The organism is Arthrobacter sp. Edens01 (assembly GCF_001307035.1).
In the GTDB taxonomy this organism is placed as follows: Bacteria; Actinomycetota; Actinomycetes; order Actinomycetales; family Micrococcaceae; genus Arthrobacter_B.
In genome coordinates this window covers 251,115-276,048 of sequence record NZ_LKIU01000002.1, presented here as the reverse complement: position 1 = coordinate 276,048, position 24,934 = coordinate 251,115, and the positions used below count along the sequence as shown (strand labels likewise).

The 24,934-nt window shown below is 65.9% G+C and carries 25 protein-coding genes; 7 read left to right on the top strand and 18 right to left on the bottom strand.

The features are described 5' to 3' along the window. Positions 1-34 precede the first annotated feature (34 nt). Positions 35-934, top strand: a complete 900-nt coding sequence (locus tag AO716_RS01675; protein ID WP_055239219.1) for a phosphatase PAP2 family protein — start codon at positions 35-37, stop codon at positions 932-934. On the opposite strand, the gene AO716_RS01670 is transcribed toward AO716_RS01675, so the two are convergent. From AO716_RS01670 to pdhA, 5 genes are read right to left on the bottom strand one after another with little or no spacing between them, the layout of a single operon-like run. After that, positions 931-2,169, bottom strand: a complete 1,239-nt coding sequence (locus AO716_RS01670) for an MFS transporter (protein ID WP_200907582.1) — start codon at positions 2,167-2,169, stop codon at positions 931-933. The two genes, AO716_RS01675 and AO716_RS01670, sit on opposite strands and share 4 nt — an antisense overlap. After that, entirely contained in the window at positions 2,148-2,999 is an 852-nt protein-coding gene (locus AO716_RS01665) for an MBL fold metallo-hydrolase (RefSeq protein WP_055239215.1), read from the bottom strand. Before AO716_RS01665 ends, AO716_RS01670 begins: the two co-directional genes overlap by 22 nt. A gap of 52 nt (positions 3,000-3,051) precedes the next feature. After that, positions 3,052-4,479 carry a dihydrolipoamide acetyltransferase family protein gene (locus tag AO716_RS01660; RefSeq protein ID WP_055239214.1) on the bottom strand — a complete coding sequence of 476 codons (1,428 nt, stop codon included), beginning with the start codon at positions 4,477-4,479 and terminating at the stop codon, positions 3,052-3,054. Beyond that, entirely contained in the window at positions 4,476-5,528 is a 1,053-nt protein-coding gene (locus AO716_RS01655; protein WP_055239213.1) for an alpha-ketoacid dehydrogenase subunit beta, read from the bottom strand. Before AO716_RS01655 ends, AO716_RS01660 begins: the two co-directional genes overlap by 4 nt. 12 nt (positions 5,529-5,540) lie before the next feature. Then, entirely contained in the window at positions 5,541-6,689 is a 1,149-nt protein-coding gene (gene pdhA / locus AO716_RS01650) for a pyruvate dehydrogenase (acetyl-transferring) E1 component subunit alpha (protein ID WP_082413244.1), read from the bottom strand. A gap of 209 nt (positions 6,690-6,898) precedes the next feature. On the opposite strand from pdhA, the gene AO716_RS01645 reads away from it, so the two are divergent. Beyond that, complete coding sequence (locus tag AO716_RS01645) at positions 6,899-7,348, top strand: Lrp/AsnC family transcriptional regulator (protein ID WP_055239212.1); 450 nt, start codon at positions 6,899-6,901, stop codon at positions 7,346-7,348. 86 nt (positions 7,349-7,434) lie between these two features. Here the strand turns inward: AO716_RS01645 and AO716_RS01640 are convergent, their stop codons facing one another. The 11 genes from AO716_RS01640 to paaA form a co-directional block, all read right to left on the bottom strand. Then, positions 7,435-7,701, bottom strand: coding sequence for a DUF6480 family protein (locus tag AO716_RS01640; protein ID WP_055239211.1), 267 nt, complete (start codon positions 7,699-7,701; stop codon positions 7,435-7,437). Between the two features lie 90 nt (positions 7,702-7,791). Beyond that, positions 7,792-9,030, bottom strand: coding sequence for a Dyp-type peroxidase (locus tag AO716_RS01635; RefSeq protein ID WP_055239210.1), 1,239 nt, complete (start codon positions 9,028-9,030; stop codon positions 7,792-7,794). Continuing rightward, complete coding sequence (locus AO716_RS01630; protein WP_055239209.1) at positions 9,030-9,608, bottom strand: copper chaperone PCu(A)C; 579 nt, start codon at positions 9,606-9,608, stop codon at positions 9,030-9,032. The genes AO716_RS01635 and AO716_RS01630 overlap by 1 nt, the downstream gene beginning before the upstream one ends. A gap of 119 nt (positions 9,609-9,727) precedes the next feature. Beyond that, a complete protein-coding gene (locus AO716_RS01625; RefSeq protein ID WP_055239208.1) occupies positions 9,728-10,363 on the bottom strand; it encodes a copper resistance protein CopC in 636 nt (211 codons plus the stop codon). Between the two features lie 55 nt (positions 10,364-10,418). Beyond that, positions 10,419-11,027, bottom strand: a complete 609-nt coding sequence (locus tag AO716_RS01620; RefSeq protein WP_055239207.1) for a hypothetical protein — start codon at positions 11,025-11,027, stop codon at positions 10,419-10,421. 170 nt (positions 11,028-11,197) lie between these two features. Further along, a complete protein-coding gene (locus tag AO716_RS01615) occupies positions 11,198-11,965 on the bottom strand; it encodes an enoyl-CoA hydratase/isomerase family protein (protein ID WP_055239724.1) in 768 nt (255 codons plus the stop codon). Between the two features lie 40 nt (positions 11,966-12,005). Continuing rightward, a complete protein-coding gene (gene paaE / locus AO716_RS01610; RefSeq protein ID WP_055239206.1) occupies positions 12,006-13,166 on the bottom strand; it encodes a 1,2-phenylacetyl-CoA epoxidase subunit PaaE in 1,161 nt (386 codons plus the stop codon). Positions 13,167-13,169: 3 nt separating this feature from the next. Then, complete coding sequence (gene paaD / locus AO716_RS01605; RefSeq protein WP_082413243.1) at positions 13,170-13,715, bottom strand: 1,2-phenylacetyl-CoA epoxidase subunit PaaD; 546 nt, start codon at positions 13,713-13,715, stop codon at positions 13,170-13,172. A 5-nt stretch (positions 13,716-13,720) separates the two neighbouring features. Further along, positions 13,721-14,539, bottom strand: a complete 819-nt coding sequence (paaC, locus tag AO716_RS01600) for a 1,2-phenylacetyl-CoA epoxidase subunit PaaC (RefSeq protein WP_055239205.1) — start codon at positions 14,537-14,539, stop codon at positions 13,721-13,723. Continuing rightward, complete coding sequence (paaB, locus tag AO716_RS01595; protein ID WP_235471974.1) at positions 14,536-14,898, bottom strand: 1,2-phenylacetyl-CoA epoxidase subunit PaaB; 363 nt, start codon at positions 14,896-14,898, stop codon at positions 14,536-14,538. Before paaB ends, paaC begins: the two co-directional genes overlap by 4 nt. Positions 14,899-14,900: 2 nt before the next feature. Then, entirely contained in the window at positions 14,901-15,896 is a 996-nt protein-coding gene (gene paaA, locus AO716_RS01590) for a 1,2-phenylacetyl-CoA epoxidase subunit PaaA (RefSeq protein ID WP_055239204.1), read from the bottom strand. Positions 15,897-16,125: 229 nt separating this feature from the next. On the opposite strand from paaA, the gene AO716_RS01585 reads away from it, so the two are divergent. Together AO716_RS01585 and AO716_RS01580 are read left to right on the top strand one after the other, a co-directional pair. Continuing rightward, on the top strand, positions 16,126-16,683 hold the full coding sequence (locus tag AO716_RS01585; protein ID WP_055239203.1) for a hypothetical protein: 558 nt from the start codon (positions 16,126-16,128) through the stop codon (positions 16,681-16,683). A 100-nt stretch (positions 16,684-16,783) separates the two neighbouring features. Further along, the gene (locus tag AO716_RS01580; protein ID WP_055239202.1) at positions 16,784-18,964 is read left to right on the top strand and encodes a S9 family peptidase; all 2,181 of its coding nucleotides are present in this window, start codon (positions 16,784-16,786) and stop codon (positions 18,962-18,964) included. 75 nt (positions 18,965-19,039) lie between these two features. Here AO716_RS01580 and AO716_RS01575 read toward each other — a convergent pair whose 3' ends face one another. Next, the gene (locus tag AO716_RS01575; RefSeq protein ID WP_055239201.1) at positions 19,040-19,831 is read right to left on the bottom strand and encodes a DedA family protein; all 792 of its coding nucleotides are present in this window, start codon (positions 19,829-19,831) and stop codon (positions 19,040-19,042) included. Between the two features lie 165 nt (positions 19,832-19,996). Between AO716_RS01575 and AO716_RS01570 the strand changes: the two genes are divergently transcribed. From AO716_RS01570 to AO716_RS01560, 3 genes are all read left to right on the top strand, one after another. After that, positions 19,997-20,473, top strand: a complete 477-nt coding sequence (locus AO716_RS01570; RefSeq protein ID WP_055239200.1) for a hotdog fold thioesterase — start codon at positions 19,997-19,999, stop codon at positions 20,471-20,473. 94 nt (positions 20,474-20,567) lie between these two features. Continuing rightward, on the top strand, positions 20,568-21,911 hold the full coding sequence (paaK, locus tag AO716_RS01565; RefSeq protein WP_055239199.1) for a phenylacetate--CoA ligase PaaK: 1,344 nt from the start codon (positions 20,568-20,570) through the stop codon (positions 21,909-21,911). A gap of 70 nt (positions 21,912-21,981) precedes the next feature. Then, positions 21,982-22,617, top strand: a complete 636-nt coding sequence (locus tag AO716_RS01560; protein WP_055239198.1) for a TetR/AcrR family transcriptional regulator — start codon at positions 21,982-21,984, stop codon at positions 22,615-22,617. Positions 22,618-22,722: 105 nt separating this feature from the next. Here AO716_RS01560 and paaZ read toward each other — a convergent pair whose 3' ends face one another. Further along, entirely contained in the window at positions 22,723-24,807 is a 2,085-nt protein-coding gene (gene paaZ, locus AO716_RS01555; RefSeq protein ID WP_055239197.1) for a phenylacetic acid degradation bifunctional protein PaaZ, read from the bottom strand. Between the last annotated feature and the right edge of the window lie 127 nt (positions 24,808-24,934).

Here is a 24,934-nt window from a genome sequence, read left to right as displayed (position 1 = left end):
CAAACCGGCAAGGACCTATGGCACGCTTGAGGGGATGGATACGCGCAATCTCCTGAACAAGCGGCAGCCCGTGCGGCGGCCGGCCGGGCACAACCCCGCACTCTTTCTTTTCGCGGCACTGCTGGCGGCAGCGGGCGCGGCAGTAACGTACTTTGGCTTCGTCCGAACCACTACGGGCCAGGCGGCAGACGAATCCGCCTGGCGCGAGGCGGAGCTGGTGGCACCGGGGACCCGCGTCCCGTCGCTGCAGATCCTGGACAGCCTTCCGCTGGCATCCGTGTTCATTGCGCTGGCGGTAATCGCCGGCGTCACGATTTACCGCAGGCGCCTCTCCCCTGCCGTCATTGCCATCGCCACCATGGCCGGTGCCAACCTGGTGACGCAACTGCTGAAGAACCTGCTGCTGGACCGTCCGGACCGCGGTGTCGCCACGCTCGCGTTCAATTCCCTTCCCTCCGGACACACCACCATGGCTGCCTCCGCCATGGCAGCTGTCTTTCTGGTCTCTTCCCCGCGGTGGCGGCCGCTGACCGCAGTCCTGGGCGGCACCTACGCCGTCCTGGCCGGCACGGCAACGTTCTTCAATCTCTGGCACAGGCCCGCCGACGTCGTTGCAGCCTTTTTTGTTGTTGCCGCCTGCACGCTGGTGGGGGGCCTGGTGATGATGCGGACCAACCAGGACTGGAACACCCTCCCCCCGGGCAGCCGCGGCGCGGGCGGACGGCTCTGGACCGGTCTGTCCGCAGCGGGAGGCATGTTCTTCCTGGCCCTTTCAGCTGCCCTGTATGCCTATGCCCGCTGGGGCGCAGGCGTGGCTGGGCTGGACGGCCGTCCACTGTACTTCTGGTGCGGACTGAGCCTGATCCTCGGCGTGGGGTATATGATCGCGGCCCTTGGCTCCTGGCTGTTCACCCAGCAGGCCGGGGACCGCTAGGGGCCGGTCCGGCGTCCCTTCGGAACGTACCGCCACAGCACGGCGGCACCGGCAAGACCCATCACCGCGGTCGCGGCAATTCCGGCGGAAAGCGAGATAAGCGCGGTGACCAGGGACAGCAGTCCCGGCCCGCTGAGAATCCCAATGTCCGAGAGCAGCCGCCACAGCCCCAGAAACTGCGGCCGGCCCGGCTGCGGAGAGAAATCCGCGCCCAGCGTCATCACGATTCCGGATCCGATTCCGTTGCCGAAACCGATGAGCAGGGCCGCCAGCAGCAGCTGCAGCGGAGATGACGTGAGCGGCAGCAGGCCAAGCCCTGCAGCCATCAGCAGCATGCAGGGCACCGCCACTGCCCGGCGTCCGCGCAGGTCCATGACCCGTCCGGCCGGATAGAAGATCAGCATGTCGATGCCGGCGGAAATGCCGTAGATCAGCGCGGTCTGGGCAGGATCGATGCCCAGGTGCTGGGCCCACAGCGGAATGACGGCCTGCCGGGTGGCCCGAACCGCCGCAATCAGCAGCACCCCGATCCCCACTGTGCCGAAAACATGTGAGTGGCTGCGGAGAATGGACCTGATGGTGGGCGCGGCCACGGCGTCGACCGCTTCCTCCAGCTCCTCACTGCGCGAGGCCCAGTTTCCGTGGCCTGGCCCGCGCACGCTCAGGTCTGGAACGGTCAGGCTCAGCAGTCCCGCACCCAGGGCGGCCACAGCACCTACCCAGTAGGCGCCTGGAGTTCCGGCGAAGGACATCACCCCGGCGGCAGCGAACGGACCGATAAAGACACCGATCCGGTTGGATCCGCCCAGAGTGGAAAGCGCACGTGCCCGGTAGTGCAGCGGAACGGCTTCAGTGACGTAGCTTTGCCGGGCCAGCCCGAACACGGCTCCCGCCATGCCGACCATAAAAACGGCGACGGCGAAGACCCAGAGCACGGGCACTGAAGCTGCCAGAACCATGGCAGCTGCGCACCAGGCTGCCGCGCCCACCAGCGCCCATTTCTCCCCGAAGCGGGTGGTAACCAGCGTCGCCGGAACGTTGGTCAGGAGAGAACCGATGCCGGTCAGGGTGACAATCGCGGCAGCCAGCGCCACTGTGGCACCGAGGTCGCGGGCGGTCAGGGCTACGACGGGAAGGATCGCCCCGATCGCCGTTCCGTACAGCACCGTTGGCCCGAAGGCCGGTACGGCGATACCGCGCAGACTGAAGGTATCTATTGCTTCAGCCACTTCCAGCGGGCCAGGGTACGCAGGCGCATCAGCAGGGCCCGGGACTGTTCGGGCCCGTAGGGCAGGATCGGCACGGCCTTGGTCATGTCCGTGGAGGCCTGGTCCATGGCACTGCGGGTCACGGCAACGGCGGTGCGCATCTTGTTCATCTGGGTGGTCACGAAGTCCATGTCCACCGGTTTTCCGTGCCCGGGAACCACGGTTCCGTAAAGGTCTTCCAGCGCAACGATCTTGCCCAGCGTGCGGATCCACTCCTTCGGGTAGGAGTCTCCGAAATTCGGGTCTGCGCCCTGTTCCACCAGGTCTCCGGCGAAAAGCACGTCGCCGGCACCCACCAGAAGGTCATGGTCGGTGTGGCCGCGGCCCAGATGGAACAGGGTCACGGAAATCCCGCCGAGGTCCAGGTCCACGGGTGCCCCCTCAACCAGCCTGGTGGGTGCGGCTATGGCCGTACCCGGGCCGGTCCCGGCTGCCATGCCCGGTTCGACGACGGCAACAGCGGAACGCTGCTCCTCACCTGTTGCCGTAATGGTCCCGACGCAGGCGCTGGTTGCCCAGATCTCTTCAACACCGTTGTCCATCAGGTAGGCGTTGCCGAAGAAGTGGTCGAAGTGGGCATGGGTGTTAACCGCGATGACCGGCAGGCTGGTCAGCTTCCGGACGCCGTCGAGCAGCGCCTTGGCCTGGGCCGGTCCGGCACCCGTATCCACCAGCAGCGCCCGTTCCTCGCCGATAACCAGCCCGGAGTTCATTCCCCAGCCCGGGCTTGCCCGCACATAAGTGCGCGGCGCCAGCTCTATCCAGTCATCGGGAGTCTGCGGGTGGGTCTGGGTCATGGCGTCCGTCCTTCGGGGTGTCTGCGCTAACCAACCTACCGTGTGCCGCAGGCTACAGGTCAGCCAGGACGCTTCCCGGGTTCTCTATTGCGTCGGCAACGTAACGAAGGAACCCGCCGGCAGTCCCTCCGTCACAGACCCGGTGGTCAAAGACGAGTGTCAGTTCAGTCATTTTGCGTACCGCGAGCTGTCCGTCCACGACCCACGGCTTGTCGATGATGCGCCCGATGCCAAGGATCGCCGATTCGGGATAGTTGATGATCGCCGCGCTTCCGTCAACGCCGAATACCCCGTAGTTGTTCACGGTGAAGGTGCCGCTGGTCAGCTCTGACGGAGTGGCGGCTCCGGACCGGGCCGACGCCGTCAGCCGCCGGATTTCCGCGTCCAGTTCCCGGGCGCTCAGCTTTTCGGCGTGCCGGATCGAGGGAACCATCAGGCCGCGGTCGGTCTGCGCAGCGAACCCCAGGTTGACGCCGTCGAAGGCCACCAGTTCGGCATCCGGGCCGGTTCCGGCGACGTAACGGGTGTTAAGTTCCGGGAACCGGCGCAGGCCGGCCAGGGTGAAGCGGGCGAGGAAAGCCATCAGGCCCGGGGTGTTCTCCGGGTCCCGCCGTTTGAGGTCCGCGCGCAGTTCCAGCAGGGCGGTGGCATCCACATCCACCCAGACGGTCGCTTCCGGGATTTCGCTGCGGCTGGCGCTGAGGTTCGCGGCGACGGTGCGGCGCAGTCCCTTGACCGGGGTGCGGGACGCGACGCCCAGTCCTGATCGGGGGTCCGTATCGCCGGCTGCCGGAGCAGCCGGCGACGCAGGGACAGGTGCTACCGCTGTGTCTGGTGAGCCGGCGCTGATGGCCAGTTCGACGTCGCGGCGCAGGATCAGGCCGTCCGGGCCGGTGCCGTCCACGGTGCGCAGGGCGATTCCGGACTCGCGGGCCAGGCGGCGCACCAGCGGATTGATGCAGCGCGGAGCCTCAAGGGTGGCGGTTGCGGCTGCGGCCGGAGCCAGGTCAGCGACGGCGACGGCTGCAGGAGCCGGAGCTGCGGGGACGGCCTGCACAGCCGAAGCGCGGCGCGGGGCGCGGGTGCGGCGGTTAGTGCCGTGGCTGGTCTGATCGGGAGTCCCGTAACCGATGAGCACGTTGCCCGAACCGGCCCGTTCCTCCTGCCGGTAGGCCTCGCCGGCAGGATCCGGGTCGCTGGGGGCACTCGGCGAGGTTTCGCCGGGTGCCGGGGCGTCCGCCGTCGTGCGGACCGAGATCAGCGGCTTGCCGACGTCGATGCTCTCCCCCGCGGCGCCGTGCAGTGTCTGCACCACGCCCGCGAACGGCGAGGGGACTTCCACCAGTGACTTGGCGGTCTCCACCTCGGCAACGGGCTGGTCCACCGCAATGGTGTCGCCCTCGGCAACGAGCCAGTTCACCAGTTCCGCGTCGGTCAGGCCTTCGCCCAGGTCCGGGAGCAGGAAAGTGCGCACGCTCATTTGTCCTCCCACTGAAGTTCGTCCACAGCGTCCAGGATGCGGTCCACACCGGGCAGGAAGAAGTGCTCCAGCTTCGGGGCCGGGTACGGGATGTCGAAGCCAGTCACGCGAAGCACGGGTGCAGCCAGCGAGTGGAAGCAGCGTTCCTGGATGCGGGCAACGATTTCCGATGCGACGGACGCAAAGCCGGGGGCTTCAGAAATGACGACGGCGCGGCCGGTCTTCCGGACCGAGGCGCACACCGTTTCGTCATCGAAGGGGACGATGCTGCGGATATCGATGACTTCCAGGCTGCGGCCTTCAGCGGCAGCCGCCTCGGCCGCGGACAAGGCAGTGGATACGGACGGACCGTAGGCGATCAGGGTTGCGTCGGTGCCTTCGCGGGCGACGGCGGCCTTGCCGATCGCCGGGTCTGCGGCCGGTGTGCTGTCTTCGAAAGGCGCCCGCAGGGCAGCCAGGTCAACGTCTTCCTTGGTCCAGTACAGCTTCTTGGGTTCCAGGAACACCACCGGGTCCGGGAAGCGGATGGCTTCGCGGAGCATGGTGTAGGCGTCCGCAACGGTGGCCGGGGCCAGGACGGTCAGGCCCGGGGTGTGCGCGTAGTAGGACTCGGAGGAGTCGCAGTGGTGCTCCACTCCCCCGATTCCGCCGGCGTACGGAATGCGGATCACCAGGGGCAGTTTGACCTTGCCGCGGGTGCGGTTGGACATCTTGGCGACGTGGCTGACCACCTGCTCGAAGGCTGGGTAGGCGAAGGCGTCGAACTGCATTTCGACAACCGGGCGGATTCCGTTCATGGCCATGCCAACGGCCATGCCCATGATGCCTGATTCGGCCAGCGGGGTATCGAAGCAGCGTTCCTCACCGAAGCGGGCGGTCAGGCCGTCGGTGATGCGGAAGACGCCGCCGAGCGGGCCGACGTCCTCGCCGAACATCACCACGGCGGAATCCGCGGCCATTTCGTCGGCCAGGGCGGTGTTCAGTGCCTTCGCGAAGGTCAGGCTGACACGGGTATCTTCGGGCGCAGGCGCCTGTGCTGTGACTGTCATTGGTGGCTCCTGTTAGTCCTGTGCCCGGGACAGCTCGTCCTGCAGCAGGGCGGCCTGCTCGGCGAGCTGCGGGGTGCGGCTGTCATAGACGAAGTTGAAGAGGTCCATGGGCTCGGGCACGGTGTCCGTGTTGAGGCCGTCGCGGATGCGGGACGCGATGGTCTCGGCCGAGGCCGCCATCTCTTCCTCAGCGGCGTCGTCAAGGACGCCCAGTCCGGTGAGGTAGGTGCGCAGCCGGGCCAGGGGATCCCTGGGAACCCACTGGGCGACGTCCTCCTCGGAGCGGTAACGGGTGGCGTCGTCGGCGTTGGTGTGGGCCTGCATCCGGTAGGTGTGTGCTTCCACCAGGGCAGGGCCGCCACCTTCACGGGCACGCTCGACGGCGGCGCCCAGCACGGCGAGCAGCGCCGCGGCGTCGTTGCCGTCCACCCGCTCGCCCGGCATGCCGTAACCGATGGCCTTATGGGCCAGCGAGGGAGCTACGCTCTGGTTCTTCAGCGGCACAGAAATTGCGTACTCGTTGTTCTGCACGAAGAAAACCACGGGAACGTGGAAGACCGCGGCGAAGTTCAGGGCCTCATGGAAGTCGCCTTCGCTGGTGGCGCCGTCGCCGCACATTGCCATCACCACGGTGTTCTCGCCGCGCAGCTTGGCCGCGTGGGCCACGCCCACGGCGTGCAGCAGCTGGGTGGCCAGCGGCGTCGCCTGCGGAGCCACGTTGTGCTCATACGGGTCATAGCCTGCGTGCCAGTCACCCTTGAGCAGGGTCAGGACCTGCAGGGGGTCCACCCCGCGGTGTACGACGGCGACGGTGTCGCGGTACGTCGGGAAGAGCCAGTCGCCGTCGGCCAGCACGGCAGCGGCTGCAATCTGGCATGCTTCCTGTCCGTGGGAGGAAGGGTAGACCGCCAGCCGGCCCTGCCGGACCAGCGCGTTGGCCTGGTCGTTGATGCGCCGGCCGGACACCAGGCCCTCGAAGGCGGCCTTGAGGGCGTCACCGTCCGGGAGCGGGTACTTCTCGCTGTGCCGGTGGGTGCCGTCAGCGTCGATCAGCTGGACCGGTTCGGCGGAGGGCAGCATGGTTGCGGTGCGGTCCTCATTGTCTTCCGGCCGCGTGCCCTGAGCGGACCCGGCGCGAGTGTTGCCGGTGGGAATAGTCATTGAAGCCTCCGTCTGCCGCGGCGGATGCCGGATGGGTTCCGGGCGTCCCGGTTCCTCCGGCTTGGATGGAATTTCTGTAAGCCCAGTATGAAGAAGCTGACGATTCGCATCCACCGGACGCCGGAATCCTAGATTTATTGTCGTTCTCTGCGTATTGTGATGGACGACTTGTAAAAGTGAGCTCGATTACTTTGAAGGACGTAGACACTATGGCGGAGACGCAGGCGACACTGGATGAGATCGATAAGCGGATCCTTGAGGAGCTCACGCGTGACGGCCGGGCCTCAGTCAGTGCCGTGGCCGAGGCCGTGCATATCTCCCGGGCGCACGCCTACTCGCGCATCTCGAAGCTGACCGGCTCCGGCGTCCTGACCCGCTTCACCGCACTCGTGGACCCGGTCAAGGCGGGACTGCGGTCCAGCGCTTACGTCACCTTGAAGGTTCGCCAGCATTCCTGGCGCGAATTGAAGGAAGCCCTGCGCAAGATTCCCGAGGTGCACCATGTTGCCCTGGTGGGAGGGTCCTTCGATGTGATCCTGCTGGTGCGGGCCGAGGACAACCTTCACCTGCGGCAGGTCATCTTCGACCAGCTGCAGTCTGCGCCCGGCGTACTGGACACCCAGACTTTCCTGGTGTTCGAGGACCTCGACGTCCGCTGACCCTCCATCGCGATTGCAGAAACTGCCCGTTTGGAGCTCCAAACGGGCAGTTTCTGCAATCTCGATTAAAGAAGGGACGGACGCGCCTAGTCTTCGTCGTGTCCCTGGTCCATGCTCATCTGGTCCTCCGCAGGAGGAGTCTCACCCGGCGGCACCCCGCCGCCGGGCTCCAGTCCGGTGATGTTGCCTTCTGCCGGGTCAGGGTTGACCCGGCGGCCCTTCTCACCGCTTCCGGCATGGTTTCCGGTGCCCTCCTGCGTGCCCGGGCCTTTCTGGGCCTCAGCAGCGTTGTCAGCTTCCTTGGGCTTGTCCGGATTGGCCGGATCATTATTCGGATCGTAGCTCTGCGTCATTGTTGCCTTTCGGTGATGCCCCGCCAGGGGAACGTTAGTCAGCATACTGACATTCCCAACCTAGCGGGGCCACCTGCAGCGGAGCAATCCCTATGTGAAGAGCTCCTCCCCCACAAAACCGCCCTTCCGCGCACCCGGCGGCACGGCAAAGACCGCTGAGCCAATCGGCGTCGTCCACTCATTGAGCAGGTCCAGCTGGTCCAGGCGCTGCTGGATCGGCACGAACTGTTCAGTCACGTCAGCCTGGAACGCCACAAAAATCTGCCCGGCATTGGAGACGGACCCTCCCGGCTCCGGGGCGTCGTCATAGTTGTAGCCGCGCCGGTAGATCCGCTGACGCGGGTTGTCCGGCCTGGCCCGCCGCATGTGCGCGTACTCCGGAATGACCTTGAAACCAAGACCGGTAACGGCGTCAAAATCCGGTTCGTCATGTTCGGCTTCCCCGGTGAGCGGGGCGCCGTCGGAGAGCCTGCGGCCCACCGATTCTTCCCGTCCCCTCCGGTCCAGCTCGTCCCAGGTGTCCAGGTTCATGGCGATGCGGCGAATGACCATGGATGTGCCGCCCTCCAGCCATGCCGGAAGCTCGGCGTCACCCCAGACCACGCGCTCGAACTCCGGGGTCCCCGGCAGCGCATTCGCGCTGCCGTCTACCTGTCCGAAATGGTTGCGCATGGTAGTGCCCGCGGGTTCGCTGCCGTAGGCACGCCGGAATCCGGTCTGCACCCAGCGCACGGAAGCGAAAGACCGGCTGTCCTTCAGCAGCATCCGCTGGGCGTGGGCCAGGGTCAGCGGATCATCGGCGCAGAGCTGCAGCACCAGGTCACCGCCGTTCCAGCGGTCCTGCAGGGCGTCGATGCCGAACGCCGGAAGCGGGCCGAGCCAGGCAGGCACTCTGTCGGGGGCTGCCGCGGCTACCAGGCTGCGGCCGAAACCGATGGTCACGGTCAGCCGGGCGGGATGCACTGCCAGCTCGGGTTCCGTGTCGGCCAAGGCCGGCTGGCCCTGGGTCAGCGCCGCGGCGTCGTCTGTGAGCAGGCGCAGCCAGGACTGGATCCGGTCGCGGCCGATGCCCTCGCGGAGGTCCAGGGCCACAAAGGCAGCGTAGGCCGCGGGAGGAGTTTCGATTCCGGCCTGGTGAAGTCCGTAGAACGGAACTGTTTCCTGTCCGTTGCTGCCGGCTTCATCCAGGCCTGTCCGCTCCAGATCAGGCGTGCTGCGGCTGCCCAGAAGGTGCCCGCCGGCGGCAGCCACTGCTCCCAGACCGGCCGCAGCTCCCCCAAACAGCAGCCTGCGCCTTCCGACGCCGCCGGGTGCTTGGTCCTGGGCCATCAGTTGTCCGCGTGTCCGTGGGTTTCGGTGGAACCGTGGTCTCCCTCAGTCCCGTGGCCGTCAGCGCCGCTGATGTCTCCATAGCTTTCATTGGCGCCGGCAAAGTCCTTGGTGGTCGCGTCCATCTCCACCGTCGAGCCGTCTTCCAGTTCCAGGGTGATGGTTACGGTGTCTCCGGCGAGCAGGCCGTCCTGCAGGCCCATGAGCATCAGGTGGCTGGCCCCGGGTTCGAGCAGGTACTCACCTCCGGCGGGGACCACAAAGCCGCCTTCGATTTCGCGCATGACCATGGCGCCGTCGTCGTCCATGGCAACTTCATGCAGCTCAACCGCGGTAGCGGCGGGCGTGCTGGCAGAGACGACGGTGAGGTCCTCAGTGCCGGAGTTCTCCAGCGTGCCGAAGGCGCCGGTCATACCGCCGGCGTCGGCAGCCTTCGCCCAGGCTCCCGTTACGGACAGCGCGGCTGCCTGCTCGGCAGTCTGTGCGGTTTCGGCAGCCGGGGTGTCTGTTGCGGCGCAGCCGGCCAGTCCGGCTGCGGAGAGCGCAAGGACAGCGGCGGCGAGGGTCAGTTTTTTCATGTTTCAGGTACTCCAAAGGTGTGTTCCGCGCCCGCGGGCACGGAAGAGAAGACGGGGGCACTGCATTTGGGCAGGCCAAAGAAGCGTGCCGCAGCATGACGCGGCGGGGCGGCTGGAAGCTAGGCGTGATCTCCGCGGCGCTTTTGCATCTGGACAACGATCGCCCAGGCAGCGAGGGCTGCAGCCGCTCCTACGCCGGCACCGGCGAGGGCCCACGGCAGGTGGGATGCCACATCTGACTCCTCCGCTGCCGGTTCTGCTTCTGCCGGGTCTGCTGAAGCGCTGGGAGCGGGCTCGCTGGCTGCCGGGATGGAAGCGGATTCGGAAGCCGCCGGAGCGGTGCTTTCCTCCGCTCCGGCCGGAGCGTTCACAGTGAAGCTGAAGGTGCCGGTGATCGGGTGCCCATCGCTGGAAACCGCACGCCAGTTCACCTGGTAGTCCCCCGCTTCGAGTGCTGGAACTGCCTGAACCAGTGTTTCCCGGTTTAGCACCGGCTCCGACTCGGCAACGTTGTTGCCGGCAGCGTCAGCAACGATCACCTGGTTGCCCAGATCCATCAGCGCGGAGCTGAAGACCAGTTCGATTTCGGACGGTGCTTCTTCCAGCACGGCGCCGTCGGCCGGATTGGATGAAATGAGTTCATCGTGCGCGTGTGCCGGTGCTGCAAGGAAGAGAACCGCTGCGAAGGCTGCGAGGAGAGCTGCGGCAAGGAGCGAGGCACGGGTGCGGGCCTGGCGGTAAAAAGTGGTAGGCATAACTGCTTTCCGTTCCGGGAAGGAACTGGGATTCGTGCGGAGTGCGCGGGTGCGCCTAGCTGGACACGAATACAGCAGGTGGGCCCCGGTGCCGGAGCGTCAGGAGCGGAATGCCAAGGTTGCGCAGCCCCAGGGGACGGACGGCCAGGGCCGAAGCGATGGGGCGGGGAAGGTGCGCGGGACGGAACAACGGCAGCAGGGCACCGGGCCGGACACCAAGTGCCTCGAGGATGCGGATTAGGGTCCGCTCGCCATGGGCCACGATCCACACCGTGGCGGCCGCGGCCAGTGCGTGGCTCAGCCACATCATGAGTCCGTGGACAGGGGCCGACGACGCCGCGGCGGCAGTGCCGATCTCAGTCAGGGAGGGCCCTGAGTGGTGGGCATGGCCGGAACCTGCGACGACGGCTGCGGGGGCAGAGCCGAAGCTGAAAATGAGGTGGAACAGCCCCTGGCTGAAGACGACGGCGGTGGAAAGCCGGGGCAGGGAGAGCCCGCGTCCGGCCAGCAGGCAGCTGACCATTCCCGAAACTGCCAGGCAGAACAGCACGAGGGCCGGTTCGGGAGCGGCACCGCCGCCAAGCACATGCGACGCAGCGGCCACGGCTGTGGCCGCGAATGCTCCGGCCCAGCCGCGCACCAAGCGTGCGGCACGCGCTGTCATCGGTCCTCCTCAGGCACCGTGTGCCGGGCGGGATCGCATCCGGCCCTGCAATTCTCCCGAAGTTTCGACGCCCTGTCGAATATCCGCTCCCCGTTCCCATCGAGATGGCAGAAACTGCACGTTACAGGGCTGTATCGTGCAGTTTCTGCTATCTCGATGAGAGGGGAAAGCTAGCCCTTGAATACCGGCTTGCGCTTCTCCTTGAAGGCGGCGAAGCCTTCGGCATAGTCCTCGGTGCCGCAAAGCACGCCCTGCGCCTTATTCTCGTCTTCGACAGAATCCCATAGCCCCAGCCGGGCATCGCGGATCTGTGCGACGAGTTCCTTGGAAGCACGGAAGGCTCCAGTTGCACCGGAGGCCACGCGGGCCACAGTGGCACGGGTGGAGTCCAGCAGCTCGTCGGCCGGGAACACCCGGCTGAACAGGCCGGCCCCTACGGCTTCAGCTCCGCTCATCAGGTCTGCCGTGTAGATCAGGTCCAGCGTGCGGTGGGCGCCCAGCCGCTCGGTGAAGAGCCAGTGTCCGCCCGAATCCAGGGTTGCCCCCAGGTTCGCGAACGGCGAGCCGATCTTCGCGTTGTCCGCCACGTAGACCACGTCCGTCGCCACAAGCAGGCCCAGCCCGACGCCGAGGCAGGCGCCGTGCGCGGCGGCAAAGGTGGGTGCCGGGAAGGCAGCCATCTTCTTCAGCAGCGGCGTAACCAGGTCCCCCAGGTAGGCATAGGCGTCGTCTTCGGCCGGGACGACGCCGGAGATGTCGCGTCCGGCGCAGAATGCACGGCCCTCGCCGCGCAGCAGCAGTGCCCGCACGCCGGCGGCAGCGGCGTCGTCGTAAGCCTTGGACAGGTCCGCGAGGGCCTGCTCGTCCAGCGAGTTCAGCTTGTAGGGGGCGTTCAGCACAACCTCTGCGACGCCGTCGGAAAAGCTGAGTTCGACCATGGACTCAGGCTGGTTCTGTTCGCTCATGGGTTCCGCGCTCCTAGGCGTCGTAGTCGACGGTGACTTCGGGGCTGGTAGGACGGCTCTGGCAGGTCAGGATGTAACCCTTTTCGATTTCATCCGGTTCCAGTGCGTAGTTCTCTTCCATCTCCACGGTGCCGGAGACAACCTTGGCGCGGCAGGTGCCGCACACGCCGCCGGCACAGGCGAACGGAACATCCGGACGCACGCGCAGGGCTGCATTGAGGATCGATTCGCGGGCGTGCGTGGGGCTGGCAACCTTGCCCTGCAGTCCGTCCAGGCGGAAGCTGATCTCGTAGTTGTCCGCTGACGGGTCCACCTGGATGGGGCGGCCGATCTGGCCTTCCGGCTTGCCCGGCTGGCCAGTGGTGAACAGCTCAAAGCGAACCTTTTCCGAGTCCACGCCGCGCTCTGCCAGGGTGTCCCGGCACAGCTGCACCAGTTCGAACGGGCCGCAGAGGAACCACTCGTCAACGTCGCGGGTCGGCAGAACGGATTCGATCAGTGCAGACAGCTTGTCAGCGTCGATCCGGCCGGAAAGCAGCGGGGAGATGCGCTGCTCGCGGGAGAGCACGTGGTGCACGGCGAAACGTGCCGGGTACTTGTCCTTCAGGTCCGCCAGCTCTTCGAGGAACATGACGTCCATCGCCGCCTTGTTGGCGTACACCAGGTCGAAGCGCACGTTCTCCGAGGCAGCCAGCACGGTGCGGGCAATGGAGATCACCGGGGTGATCCCGGAACCGGCAGCGACGGCAACGAAAACGTTCTCGTCCGCTACGTCGATGTCTTCGGGGTGGTTCAGCGCCGTCATCGGGTGCTTGGAGATGAAACCGCCCGTGGGGCTCATGACGTCCAGGACGTCCCCGGCCTTCAGGTTTTCATTGGCCCAGGTGGAGAACTTGCCGCCGAGGTCGCGCTTAATGGCGACCCGGATTTCACCGGGCTTCGGCTCCGCGCAGATGGAGTAGCTGCGGCGGATTTCCGCGCCGTCCAGCGTGGTGCGCAGGGCAACGTACTGGCCGGGCAGGTAATCGAAGGAACCGGTCAGCTCTTCGGGAACCGCGAAGGTGACTTCGATGGCGTCTTCGGTGAGCCGGCGGACAGCACTGACCGTCAGCGGGTGGAAGGCGGTGCGGCGCGAGGCGGGAGCTGCGCCCGCCTCGGTGGTGGAGGTTGTCATGGTTTAGAGCACCTTGAAGTAGTCGAAGGGTTCCTGGCAGTCGCGGCAGACGTACAGCGCCTTGCAGGAAGTAGAGCCAAAGCGTGTCATTTCACGCGTGTTGAGTGAGGAGCACTGGGGGCACTTGACGCTAAGGCCCAGCCGGACGGGTCCGGCAGCGGCCCGGCCGGTGGGCGGGGCGATGCCGTACTCGTTGAGTTTGGTCTTGCCGGATTCGCTCATCCAGTCCGTGGTCCAGGCCGGGGCCAGGACCAGGTCCACGCGGACCGGTCCGTAGCCGGCGGCAACGAGCGCGGCGGTGACGTCGTCGCGGATCGCGTCCATGGCGGGGCAGCCGGAGTAAGTGGGGGTGATGGCCACCCGCACCGAGTTGTCCTGCTGGACCTGAACGGCCCGCAGAACACCCAGGTCCTCAATGGTCAGGACCGGGATTTCCGGGTCGCAGACTGTCGCCGCTACGTCCCAGGCGGCCGCTGATGCGGGGTCCGCGGGTCGCAGCTGCGTACTGGCTGCGGCGTCGACGGGGGGTGCTGCCTCAGTCTCGTTCATAGCTGTTACCAGGTTGCACCGGGGTGCTGGCGGGCCAGCACCTGGAGCTCAGCCAGGATGTAGCCGAGGTACTCGCTGTGCTCGCCGCGGCGTCCGCCGCCCGGTGCGGGCTGCACCTCTGGGGCTTCGAGCTCGGCTTCGGCCAGCACGGCACCGACCTTCTCATCGAAGGCAGCGCGGAGCGTGGAGGGCACGACGGCGATTCCGTCGAGGGAGCGAACCAGGTCATCGTCCTCGAACAGCTCGCCCACGTACGGCCAGATGAGTTCCAGGGCGCGGATCATCCGGGTGCGTGATTCCTCGGTTCCCTGGCCCAGGCGCAGCACCCACTGGGCGCTGTGGTCGCGGTGGTAGTCGACTTCCTTCACGGCCTTGGCCGCGATGGCCGCCAGGGTCTCGTCCTTGGAGGAGAGCATGGCGGTGTAAAGCTCGTACTGGAAGAAGGAGACCACCAGCTGGCGGGCAATCGTCTTGGCGAAGTCGCCGTTTTCCTGCTCCACGATGTGGGCGGAACGGTATTCCTCTTCACCTCGCCAGTAGGCCAGGTCATCCTCGGTCTTGTCCCAGGCAGTGCCGGCGTAGGTGAGGAAGGACCGGGCATGACCAATCAGGTCCAGGGCGATGTTGGAAAGGGCAATGTCCTCTTCCAGCTCCGGGGCCCGGGCAACCCACCAGCCCAGGCGCTGGGCCAGGATCAGTGCGTCGTCGCCCAGGCGGAGCGCGTACTCCGCGACGGCTTCGGGGGCCTTGGCATCAGAGGCTGCAATGTCCTCCGGGCGGAGGGCGTTGCCCGGGGTGATGCGGGTGGCGCTGTCCGTGTTCACAGGTGCTTCACCCCTTCGGACTTGCGGTAGTACGTTGCGTGCCGGTAGTCCTTGCCCTGCGGGGACTCGAAGAACTGGCCCTTGGCATCGGGGTCGGAGGAGATGATCGCCTCGGCCGGAACCACCCAGAGCGAAACGCCTTCGTTGCGCCGGGTGTATAGGTCGCGTGCGTTGCGCAGCGCCATGTCGGCGTCGGGCGCGTGCAGCGAACCTGCGTGGACGTGGGAGAGTCCGCGGGAGGAGCGGACAAACACTTCCCAGAGCGGCCAGGCCGCGTTTACGCCCGTGTCGGGCGCCACCGAACCGGACGTTGCCGCCGTCTTCGTGCCGTCATCGCCCGTTGTGGAACCGGAAACCATGCTTATGCCACCTCTGTCTTTCGTGCCTGCTTTGCCGCGTACGCAGCTGCTGCTTCGCGCACCCAGGCGCCGTCTTCGTGTGCTTCGCGGCGGCGGGCCAGCCGCTGCGAGTTGCACGGGCCGCGTCCTGCAAGGACTTCCTTGAACTCGTTCCAGTCCAGCGGTCCGTGCTCCCATTTGCCGGTTTCTTCGTTGAACCGGATCTGGTCATCGGGGAGGGTCAGGCCAAGGACCTTGACCTGCTCGTAGATCATGCCGACGAAGCGCTGGCGCAGCTCGTCGTTGGAGAAGCGCTTGATGTTCCAGGCCATTGACTGGCGGGAGTTGGGGGAATCATCATCCGGCGGGCCGAACATCATCAGGGCCGGGGCGTACCAGCGGTTGATGGCGTCCTGGGCCATCTGCTTCTGCGCCTCGGTGCCGTTGGCCAGCTCGAGCAGGATCTCGAATCCCTGGCGCTGGTGGAAGGATTCTTCCTTGCAGATACGGACCATGGCACGGCCGTAGGGTCCGTAGGAGGCGCGGCAGAGCGGGACCTGGTTGCAGATGGCGGCGCCGTCAACGAGCCAGCCAATGGCGCCCATATCTGCCCAGCTGCGGGTGGGGTAGTTGAAGATACTTGAGTAGCGGGCCTTGCCGGCGATGAGGTCTTCGGTCATCTTGTCCCGCGGCGTTCCGAGGGTCTCGGCGGCCGAGTAGAGGTAGAGGCCGTGGCCGGCTTCGTCCTGGACCTTGGCCAGGAGGATGGCCTTGCGCTTCAGTGAGGGGGCACGGGTGATCCAGTTGGCTTCAGGCTGCATGCCGATGATCTCGGAGTGCGCGTGCTGGGAGACCTGGCGGACCAGGGTCTTCCGGTAGCCTTCCGGCATCCAGTCGCGGGGCTCGATCCGCGAGTCGTCGGCAATGATCGCGTCGAATGCTGCCTGCCCGGCTGCGTCATCGTCCTGCTGGGCCGGGACGGCGTACAAGTCACGCTCTGTGTCTGCCTGCGTAGCCATAGATGTCACCTCACTGTTTTCCACGTGGCCGCGGACAGCTCCGCGGAAGTCGTTCGGCCAATAATTACCGACCGTTCGTTCAGGATATGCGTGTGAGCGATGGCACGTCAAGGCGGAGCGGGTTCTTTGCGGCCGCCCTGGACACACCGCCCCATGCCCGTAGCGGTGTCAGGCGGCCACGCTGACACCGGATACCTTTGAAGGGACAGCCGCATCCAGGAGGAAACGTATGGCCAGCAGGGGAACGCCGGAGCGCGTCCGTGTGCCGGAGGGGTTCAGGAACGGCAGCGCCCCCGCCCTGGCCGCCCACCTGCTGGTACCAATCCTGCTGGGACTCCTCGGCTTCTGCGCCGTTGCCGCCGCCGTTGCCTCAAGCGGCGGCATCCTGAAGATCACCGCAAGCGGTCTCGCCGTAGTCCTGACCCTGCTTCTCGCTGCCGGTGCCGCACCCCGGTATCTGCCCGCGGCCCTCGCGGGAAAGCCCGGCCGCCCGCTGGCCGTCCTGGCCGGCGTCGTCCTGGCTCACATCCTCCTGTACTGGACCGCGGGCAGCACAGTCCTGTTAACCCTTCCGGCCGTTCCGGTAGCCCTGGCCGGCGGCGGCCTGCTGCTGGCCACGTCGCTGTGGTCCCAGTTCCGCCGCGGACCGGCCACCGAAGATCCCGTGACCGTGGTGCCCAGCACCGGCCCCCGGCCCTTCGCGCACACTCTTATCCTTGTCTTGGCGAACTGGGTGTTCTTTGCCGCTGCCGGAATGTTCAGCGCCTGGATCCTGCTGGGACGCTAGCCCACCCGCGCCGGGGATCCTGGGCGCTGCCCGCTCCGCCCGAAGCATAAAGGGGCGCGGCCCGTCGCCGCCGCCGGTCCGGCTCGATATATTCGGGACCATGACTACACCTGTTCCCCCGGCTGCCAAAAAAGTCCCCGTCGAGCGCACCCATCACGGTGAAACGTTTACCGACGACTATGAGTGGCTGAGGGAGAAGGAAAATCCCGAGGTCGTTGAGCATCTCAATGCGGAGAATGCCTACACCGAGGCCGTCACTGCGGATCAGGAACCGCTGAGGCAGCAGATCTTCGACGAGATCAAGGCCCGCACCGTTGAAACGGATCTTTCCGTTCCTGCCCGCAAGCGAGGCTGGTGGTACTACACCCGCACCGAGGAAGGCCAGCAGTACGCGATCCACTGCCGCACTGCAGCCCAGGACACCGGTGATCTGCACGCGGACTGGACACCGCCCGTCGTCGAACCCGGCGTTCCGGTCCCCGGAGAGCAGATCCTCATTGACGGCAATGCCGAAGCTGAGGGCAAGCCCTTCTTCGCGCTCGGCGGCCTGGCCGTCACCGAGGACGGCAACCTGCTGGCGTACTGCGAGGACAACGCAGGAGATGAGCGGTTCACCCTTCGCATCAAGGACCTGCGCACCGGTGAGCTGCTGCCCGACGTCGTTTCCAACGTCTTCTACTCCCTCGCTTTCTCCCCGGACGGAACCCGGGTGTTCTACACCGTCGTAGACGATTCGTGGCGCCCCTACCAGATCAAGGCTCACACCCTGGGCACGGATGTCAGCCAAGACGCCGTGATCTACCAGGAGGACGACGTCGCCATGTGGACAGGCTTCGACCTTTCCGCCGACCGCAGGCAGCTCCTGATCGGCATCAGCTGTTCCGAGTACAGCGAATACCGTGTCCTGGACTTCGATGATCCGTCGGATACCGTGCGTACCCTGATCCCGCGCAGCGAGCGGATCCTGTACGAAGTCGAACCGTTTACCGGGGACGGTGTGCGCCAGTACCTGATCACTCACAACAAGGACGCACTGAACTCGATGGTCTCCCTGGTCGCGGAGCCGGAGTTCGCCAAGCCGCTGCAGGAGCAGCAGTGGCACACCGTGGTGGCCCACGACGACGCCGTCCGGGTCAACGGGGTATCCGTCACCTCCACGCACGTCCTGGTTTCGGTCCGCAAGGACACCACGGAGCGGGTGCAGATCCTGCCGCTGGCCGGGATTGGCACTGTGGAGCAGCAGGCGCCGGCCGAGCCCGCGTTCGATGAGCAGCTTTACACGGCAGGCCTGACCAACGCTGAATACGACTCCCCGATCATCCGGCTCAGCTACACGTCCTACCTCACTCCCCCGCGCGTCTATGACTATGTGCTGGCCACGGGCGAGCTGGAGCTGCGGAAGGAAACCCCCGTCCGCGGCGGGTACAACCGCTCCGACTACGTTGCCGAGCGGGACTGGGCGACGGCGGCGGACGGCACCCGCATCCCGCTCTCGGTGCTCCGCCGCCGGGAAGTGGCACAGGACGGTTCCAACCCCGCACTGGTCTACGCGTACGGCAGCTACGAAATCTCCATGGACCCGGCGTTTAACATTGCCCGGCTCTCCCTCCTGGACCGCGGCGTCGTCTTTGTGGTGGCGCACATCCGCGGCGGCGGCGAGATGGGCCGCGCCTGGTACGACCAGGGCAAGAAGCTGAACAAAAAGAACACGTTCACCGACTTCGTGGCAGCGACCGACCACATGGCTGCCTCAGGATGGGTGGACCCGGAGCGGATCGCGGCCATGGGCGGCTCCGCGGGCGGACTGCTGATGGGCGCCGTCGCGAACCTGGCACCGGAAAAGTACCGGGCGATCCTGGCCCAGGTACCGTTCGTTGATGCACTGACCTCCATCCTGGATCCCGACCTGCCGCTTTCAGCTCTGGAGTGGGAGGAGTGGGGCAATCCGATCACCGATCCCGAGGTTTACCGCTACATGAGCGAGTACAGCCCGTATGAGAACATCCGCGCCGTGGACTACCCGCGCATAGCAGCGGTGACCAGTTTCAACGACACCCGGGTGCTTTACGTAGAACCGGCCAAGTGGGTCGCGAAGCTGCGCGAAACCACCACCGGTTCCGAGCCGATCGTGATGAAAATCGAGATGGACGGCGGCCACGGCGGCGCATCCGGCCGTTACGAAGCCTGGAAGGACCGCGCCTGGGACTATGCCTTTGTACTCTCGGCGCTGGGCGCCCGGGACCTGCTGCCTGGAGTGGTTTCTCCGGCTGCGGCCCGGTAACTCTCAGGAGACGCAGGAAGCCGGGTACCCCGCGGGGTACCCGGCTTCCGGTATGTCTGGTCCGGGCAGGTCCGGCTAGTCGATCCCGCCGGCCTCCGGCGCTCTCGGGCGGGGCCGCGGCACTGGACGGATCCGCGGACGCGCTTCCTTCCCTGCTTCCTTCCCTGCTTCCTTCCCTGCGGGGCCTTTGCCCGCAGCGCGCTGCCGCTTGCCCGGGCGGAACAGCCCTGCAACCACAAAGATCAGCGTCAAGGCGATAACACCGAGGAAGATCAGGTCCAGGTTGTCCCGTACGAACGGCACGCGGTCGCCCAGAATGTACCCCAGCAGCGTGACGCTCAGCGCCCAGAAGGCCCCGCCGATGGCGTTGTAGGCGATAAAGGTTGCGTAATGCATCCGGCCGACGCCGGCGACTACCGGCGTGAAGGTCCGGATCACCGGGATGAAGCGGGCGAGGACCACTGCTTTGCCACCGTGCCTGGCAAAGAATGCCTCGGCCCGGCGAACGTTGTCCTGGTGGAAGAACCTGGATTCGGGTCTGTTGAAGACCACGGGTCCCGCCTTGCGGCCTATGTAGTAGCCCAGCTGGTCACCGGCGAAAGCGCAGAGGGCAATCAGCAGGATCAGCACCCAAATGTTGATCTGCATGGCACCTGTGGCTACCAGGAGACCTGCGGTGAAGAGCAGGGAATCCCCGGGGAGGAAAAACCCGATGAGCAGGCCCGTTTCCACGAAGACGATTCCGCAGATCAGCAGGACTACCCAGGGGCCCACGGCGGGGTCGGAGAGGAAGACCTGGGGATCCAGCCATTCGGGTAAGAGCGAGGACTTGGGCTGCAGCACTCCCGGTGCGGCTGTGGCAAACATCACTTTGTCAGGTTAGACCATGAGCCTTTGCGGGGGCTGGGAACGCCAAGTATTACGGCCGGCCCCCGGTGTCACACACCCGCATGAGACTGCTTCAACTTGACAGTGATAACGCTCACAGGATTACCTAATGAACATTCGGTAAAGAAAAAAGTGAGGGCATCCATGGCTGACTACGGCGTCACCGCACCGGTTCGCGAAACGAACCCCGCGCATCCCATCCTGGAACACGATGCCACTTCGGAATGGCTCGGAATTAAGGTAGAGCACCTCGCTGACGGCGAGGCAGTCATCACCATGGATCTGCGTCCGGAGATGCTGAACGGGTTTTCGATCGCGCACGGCGGCATGGTTTTCGCCTTCGCGGACACCGCATTTGCCCTTGCGTGCAATCCGGCCGGCGCAGACTCGCTGGCAAACATGGAGACCATCACCGTGGCTTCCGGAGCCGACATCAACTTCATCTCTTCAGCCCGTTCCGGCGATAAGCTTCGGGCCGAAGCCAGCCGCCGTGCAGCGGCAGGCCGCAGCGGCGTGTACGACATCGAAGTCACCGCCGAGTCTCCGGACGGCGCGACGCGCGTCGTTGCTGAATTCAGGGGCCGCTCACGCACCATTCCGAATCCGGCCCGCCGGTCCTGAACCGGCCCTTCCGCCCGCACCGGGTTACGCACTTCCACTTTCTTTCCCAACACTGCACAATCAAGCCCTACCCCTCTCCCAAAGGTTCTACGCAATGAATACCGCCTCCGCAATCAAGGCCACCGCAGCAGATCCCGCCACCCTCGACGCCGAGGAGCTCATGAGCCGGGATCAGATCGAGGCCCTGCAGCTCACCCGCCTCAAGGAGACGGTCCGCTACGCCTATGACCGCGTGCCGCTGTACACGAAGAAATTCGACGACGCCGGTGTCCACCCGGACGATCTCAAGGAACTCTCGGATCTGGCCAAGTTCCCGTACACGACCAAGGAAGACCTGCGCCAGAGCTACCCGTTTGGCATGTTCGCTGTGCCGATGGACGAGGTGTCCCGCATCCACGCATCCTCCGGGACCACCGGCCGTCCGACCGTCGTCGGCTACACCAAGGGCGACCTTGACCGCTGGGGCACCCTGGTGGCCCGCTCACTGCGTGCCTCCGGAGTGAAGTCCAACTACAAGGTCCACAACGCCTACGGCTACGGCCTCTTCACCGGCGGCCTGGGCGCCCACTTCGGCGCCGAGAAGCTGGGCTGCACGGTCATTCCGATGTCCGGCGGCCAGACCGAACGGCAGATCCAGCTGATCCAGGACTTCCAGCCGGACACCATCCTGGCTACTCCCACCTATCTGCTGACCATTGCCGATGCCATGAAGCGCGCCGGGATCGATCCGCGCTCCACCTCGCTGAAGAACGCCGTCCTGGGCGCCGAGCCGTGGACTGAGGAAATGCGGCATGAGCTTGAGCAGATGATGGACATCGACGCCTGCGACATCTATGGCCTCTCCGAGGTCATGGGCCCGGGCGTAGCCGGGGAATGCGTTGAAACCAAGGACGGCGCCCACATCTGGGAGGACCACTTCCGTCCGGAGATCATCGATCCGTTCGATGACACCAAGGTCCTGGACGACGGTGAGCACGGCGAACTGGTCTTCACGTCCCTGACCAAGGAAGCACTGCCGATCATCCGCTACCGCACGCACGACCTGACCCGTCTGCTGCCCGGCACGGCACGTCCGGGCATGCGCCGCATGGGCCGCATCACCGGCCGCAATGACGACATGATCATCCTGCGCGGCGTGAACCTCTTCCCGAGCCAGATCGAGGAGATCGCCCTGCGGATCCCAGCCCTCAGCCCGCACTTCCAGCTCGAAATCACCCGACCGGACCGTATGGACGAGCTGGCCGTAAAGATCGAGCGCCGCGCCGAGTCTTCGGCTGACGAGTGCGTCAAGGCCGCCGCTGAGCTGAAGAGCCAGATCAAGATCCACATCGGATCCTCCTGCGCCATCCACGTGGTGGAGCCCGGTTCACTGGCCCGTTCCAGCGGCAAGCTGCGCCGGATCTACGACCTGCGCAAGCAGGAAAACAAGCCGGCCTAACAGCCGCAGAAAGTGTTCGGTTGGCCGGGACGTGTCCCGGCCAACCGAACGATCATGCGAAAATATCCAGATGCCTAGTCCAACGAGTTCCGCGACTTCCTCTCCCTCCGGCGCCAACGGCACCCGCAGGGGGCGGCCCGGCTATGACCAGCAGACCGTGCTGAACATAGCCGTTGACGTGTTTAACCGTCACGGCTACGAAGCGACGTCGATGGGCATCCTCGCGGAGAATCTGGGCATCACCAAGTCCGCGATCTATCACCACGTTCCGTCCAAGGGCGACCTGCTGCGCCTTGCGCTCGAAAACGCCCTGGGCGGCCTCGAAGGCATACTGGACGACCCGCAGGCTTCCTCCGGTCCGGCCGACGCCCGGCTCGAGTTCGTGCTCCGGGGCACCATCAAAGTCCTGACCGAGCGGCTGCCGTTCGTCACCCTGCTCCTGCGGCTGCGCGGCAACACTGAAGTCGAGCGTGACGCCATGGAGCGCCGCCGCCAGTTCGACCGCCGCGTGGCGGAGCTCGTAGACGCCGCCCGCTCCGAAGGGTCACTGCGCAGCGACATCGATCCCCGGACCACTACCCGCCTGCTTTTCGGAACGATCAACTCGATCGTTGAGTGGTACAAGCCAGGCGGCTCGCTGAGCGCGGAGAAGCTCGCCGACGACATTATTTCAATGATGTTCGACGGCCTGCACGGCAAGCCCTGATCCCGTTCCCTTTCTTCCCCCCCAAACGAGATGACAGAAACTGCCCGTTAGAAGCTTCTAACGGGCAGTTTCTGCGATCTCGATGGAGGTGAGGTGAGGTGGAGGCTAGGCGCGCTTCTTCTCCACAAGGGTCAGCACGTCGTAGGTGGCCACGATCTCGTCGTTCTGGTTGTGCAGGACGGCGTCCCAGGCAACCTCGCCGTACTCGTCGGTCTCACGCGGGGTGATCTTCTTGGCCGTGAGGGTGACCCGGATGGAGTCGCCGGCAGCAACCGGCGTGATGAACCGCAGGTTCTCCAGCCCGTAGTTAGCCAGTACCGGTCCCGGAGCAGGCTCCACGAACAGTCCGGCACCCCAGGAGAGCAGCAGGTAGCCGTGCGCCACGATGCCCGGGAAGAACGGGTTCGCCTCAGCAGCTTCCTGGTTGGTGTGCGCGTAGAACGTGTCGCCGGTGCTGTTTGCGAACGCGGTGATGTCCTCCAGGGTGACTTCCCGCAGTTCCGAGGCCATCGCATCGCCGATCTTCAGCGTCGAAAGGTCCTTGCGGAACGGGTGGGTCTCATCGAAGAACTGGTCTGCGCCGGTGTGCCAGACGCCGGTAATGGCGGTGAGCATGTTCGGTGAACCCTGGATGGCGGTGCGCTGCATGTGGTGCTTGACGGCGCGGATGCCGCCGAGCTCCTCGCCGCCGCCGGCGCGGCCGGGACCGCCGTGGACCAGGTGCGGCACGGGCGAACCGTGGCCGGTGGAGGTGCGGGCGGTTTCCCGGTTCAGGACGTGCACACGGCCGTGGTGGCCGGCGATGCCGGCGACAACTTCGCGGACGGTTGACGGGTCGTTGCTGCAGACGGTGGCTACCAGCGAGCCGCCGCCCAGGGCAGCCAGGCGCACGGCGTCGGCGGTGTCTTCATAGCCGACCACGGAGGAAACCGGGCCGAAGGCCTCAACCGAGTGCAGTGCCTCTGCGTTGGGGTCATCCCAGGTGAGCAGCACCGGCGCCATGAAGGCACCGTCTTCGACGACGCCGCGGCTGCCGTCAGCCTGCACGGTTTCGGGGGCCTCCAGGCTGCCGAACGCGATCTTCGCGCCGGCATCCAGGAGCGTCTGGACGGAAGAACGGACGCCGTCGCGCTGCTCAGCGGAAGCCAGCGCACCCATGGTGACGCCCTCAGCGCGGGGGTCGCCGAGGACAACGCGCTCTTCGATGCGCTTGGCGGCGGCAGCAACGACATCATTCACCAAGGCCTTGGGCACAATGGCGCGGCGGATGGAGGTGCACTTCTGGCCGGCCTTGACGGTCATTTCGGTGACCAGCGACTTCACGTACGCATCAAATTCCGGGGTACCGGGAACAGCGTCCGGGCCGAGGATCGAAGCGTTCAGCGAGTCGGTTTCGCTGGTGAAACGGACGCCGCCTTCGATGACGTTGGTGTGGTTCTTCAGCTTGTTGGCGGTCGACGCCGATCCCGTGAAGGAGACCATGTCCCGGTAGTCGAGGTGGTCCAGCAGGTCGCGCGCGGAGCCGGAAATCAGCTGGAGGGAACCGGCGGGCAGGATGCCGGATTCGATCATCATCCGCACGGCGGCTTCGGTGAGGTAGCCGGTGGGAGTTGCAGGCTTCACGATCGTCGGTACGCCGGCGATGAAGGCAGGGGCGAACTTTTCCAGCATGCCCCAGACAGGGAAGTTGAACGCGTTGATCTGCACGGCGACGCCCGGGATGGACGTGTAGATGTGCTCGCCAATGAAGGAGCCGTCCTTGGACAGGACCTCAGCGGTGCCGTCGATCACCACGGTGGAGTTCGGAAGCTCGCGGCGGCCCTTGGAACCGAAGGTGAAGAGGACGCCGATGCCGCCGTCGATGTCCACCAGGGAGTCAATCTTGGTGGCGCCGGTGCGTGCGGAGATCTCGTAGAGTTCCGGGCGGCGTCCGTTGAGGTACTGCGCCAGTTCCTTCAGCTTCAGTGCCCGCTGGTGGAACGTGAGGCCGGCGAGGCCGCGGTGGCCCACCGTGCGGCCGTGTTCGACGGCTGCGGCGGTGTCCAGGCCGTCGGTGCTGACCAGTGCCAGCAGCTCGCCCGTGGAGGCGTCGCGGACTTCAGCGGGGTTGGCCGAGGTGCCTTCCGGGGTCCACCATTCGTCCTGGACGAAACTGGGGACGACTTGCACGTCTATGGCGGTTGAGGTCATCTTTGACGGACCCTTTCGATACTGGACGTTCATTTTCCAGTCCGGACCGGTTCCGCTGGCCGCAGCTGCGGCGGCGCAGGCCGATAACTGACCGGACGGTCGGTAATGAATCCAGCCTACATGAGAG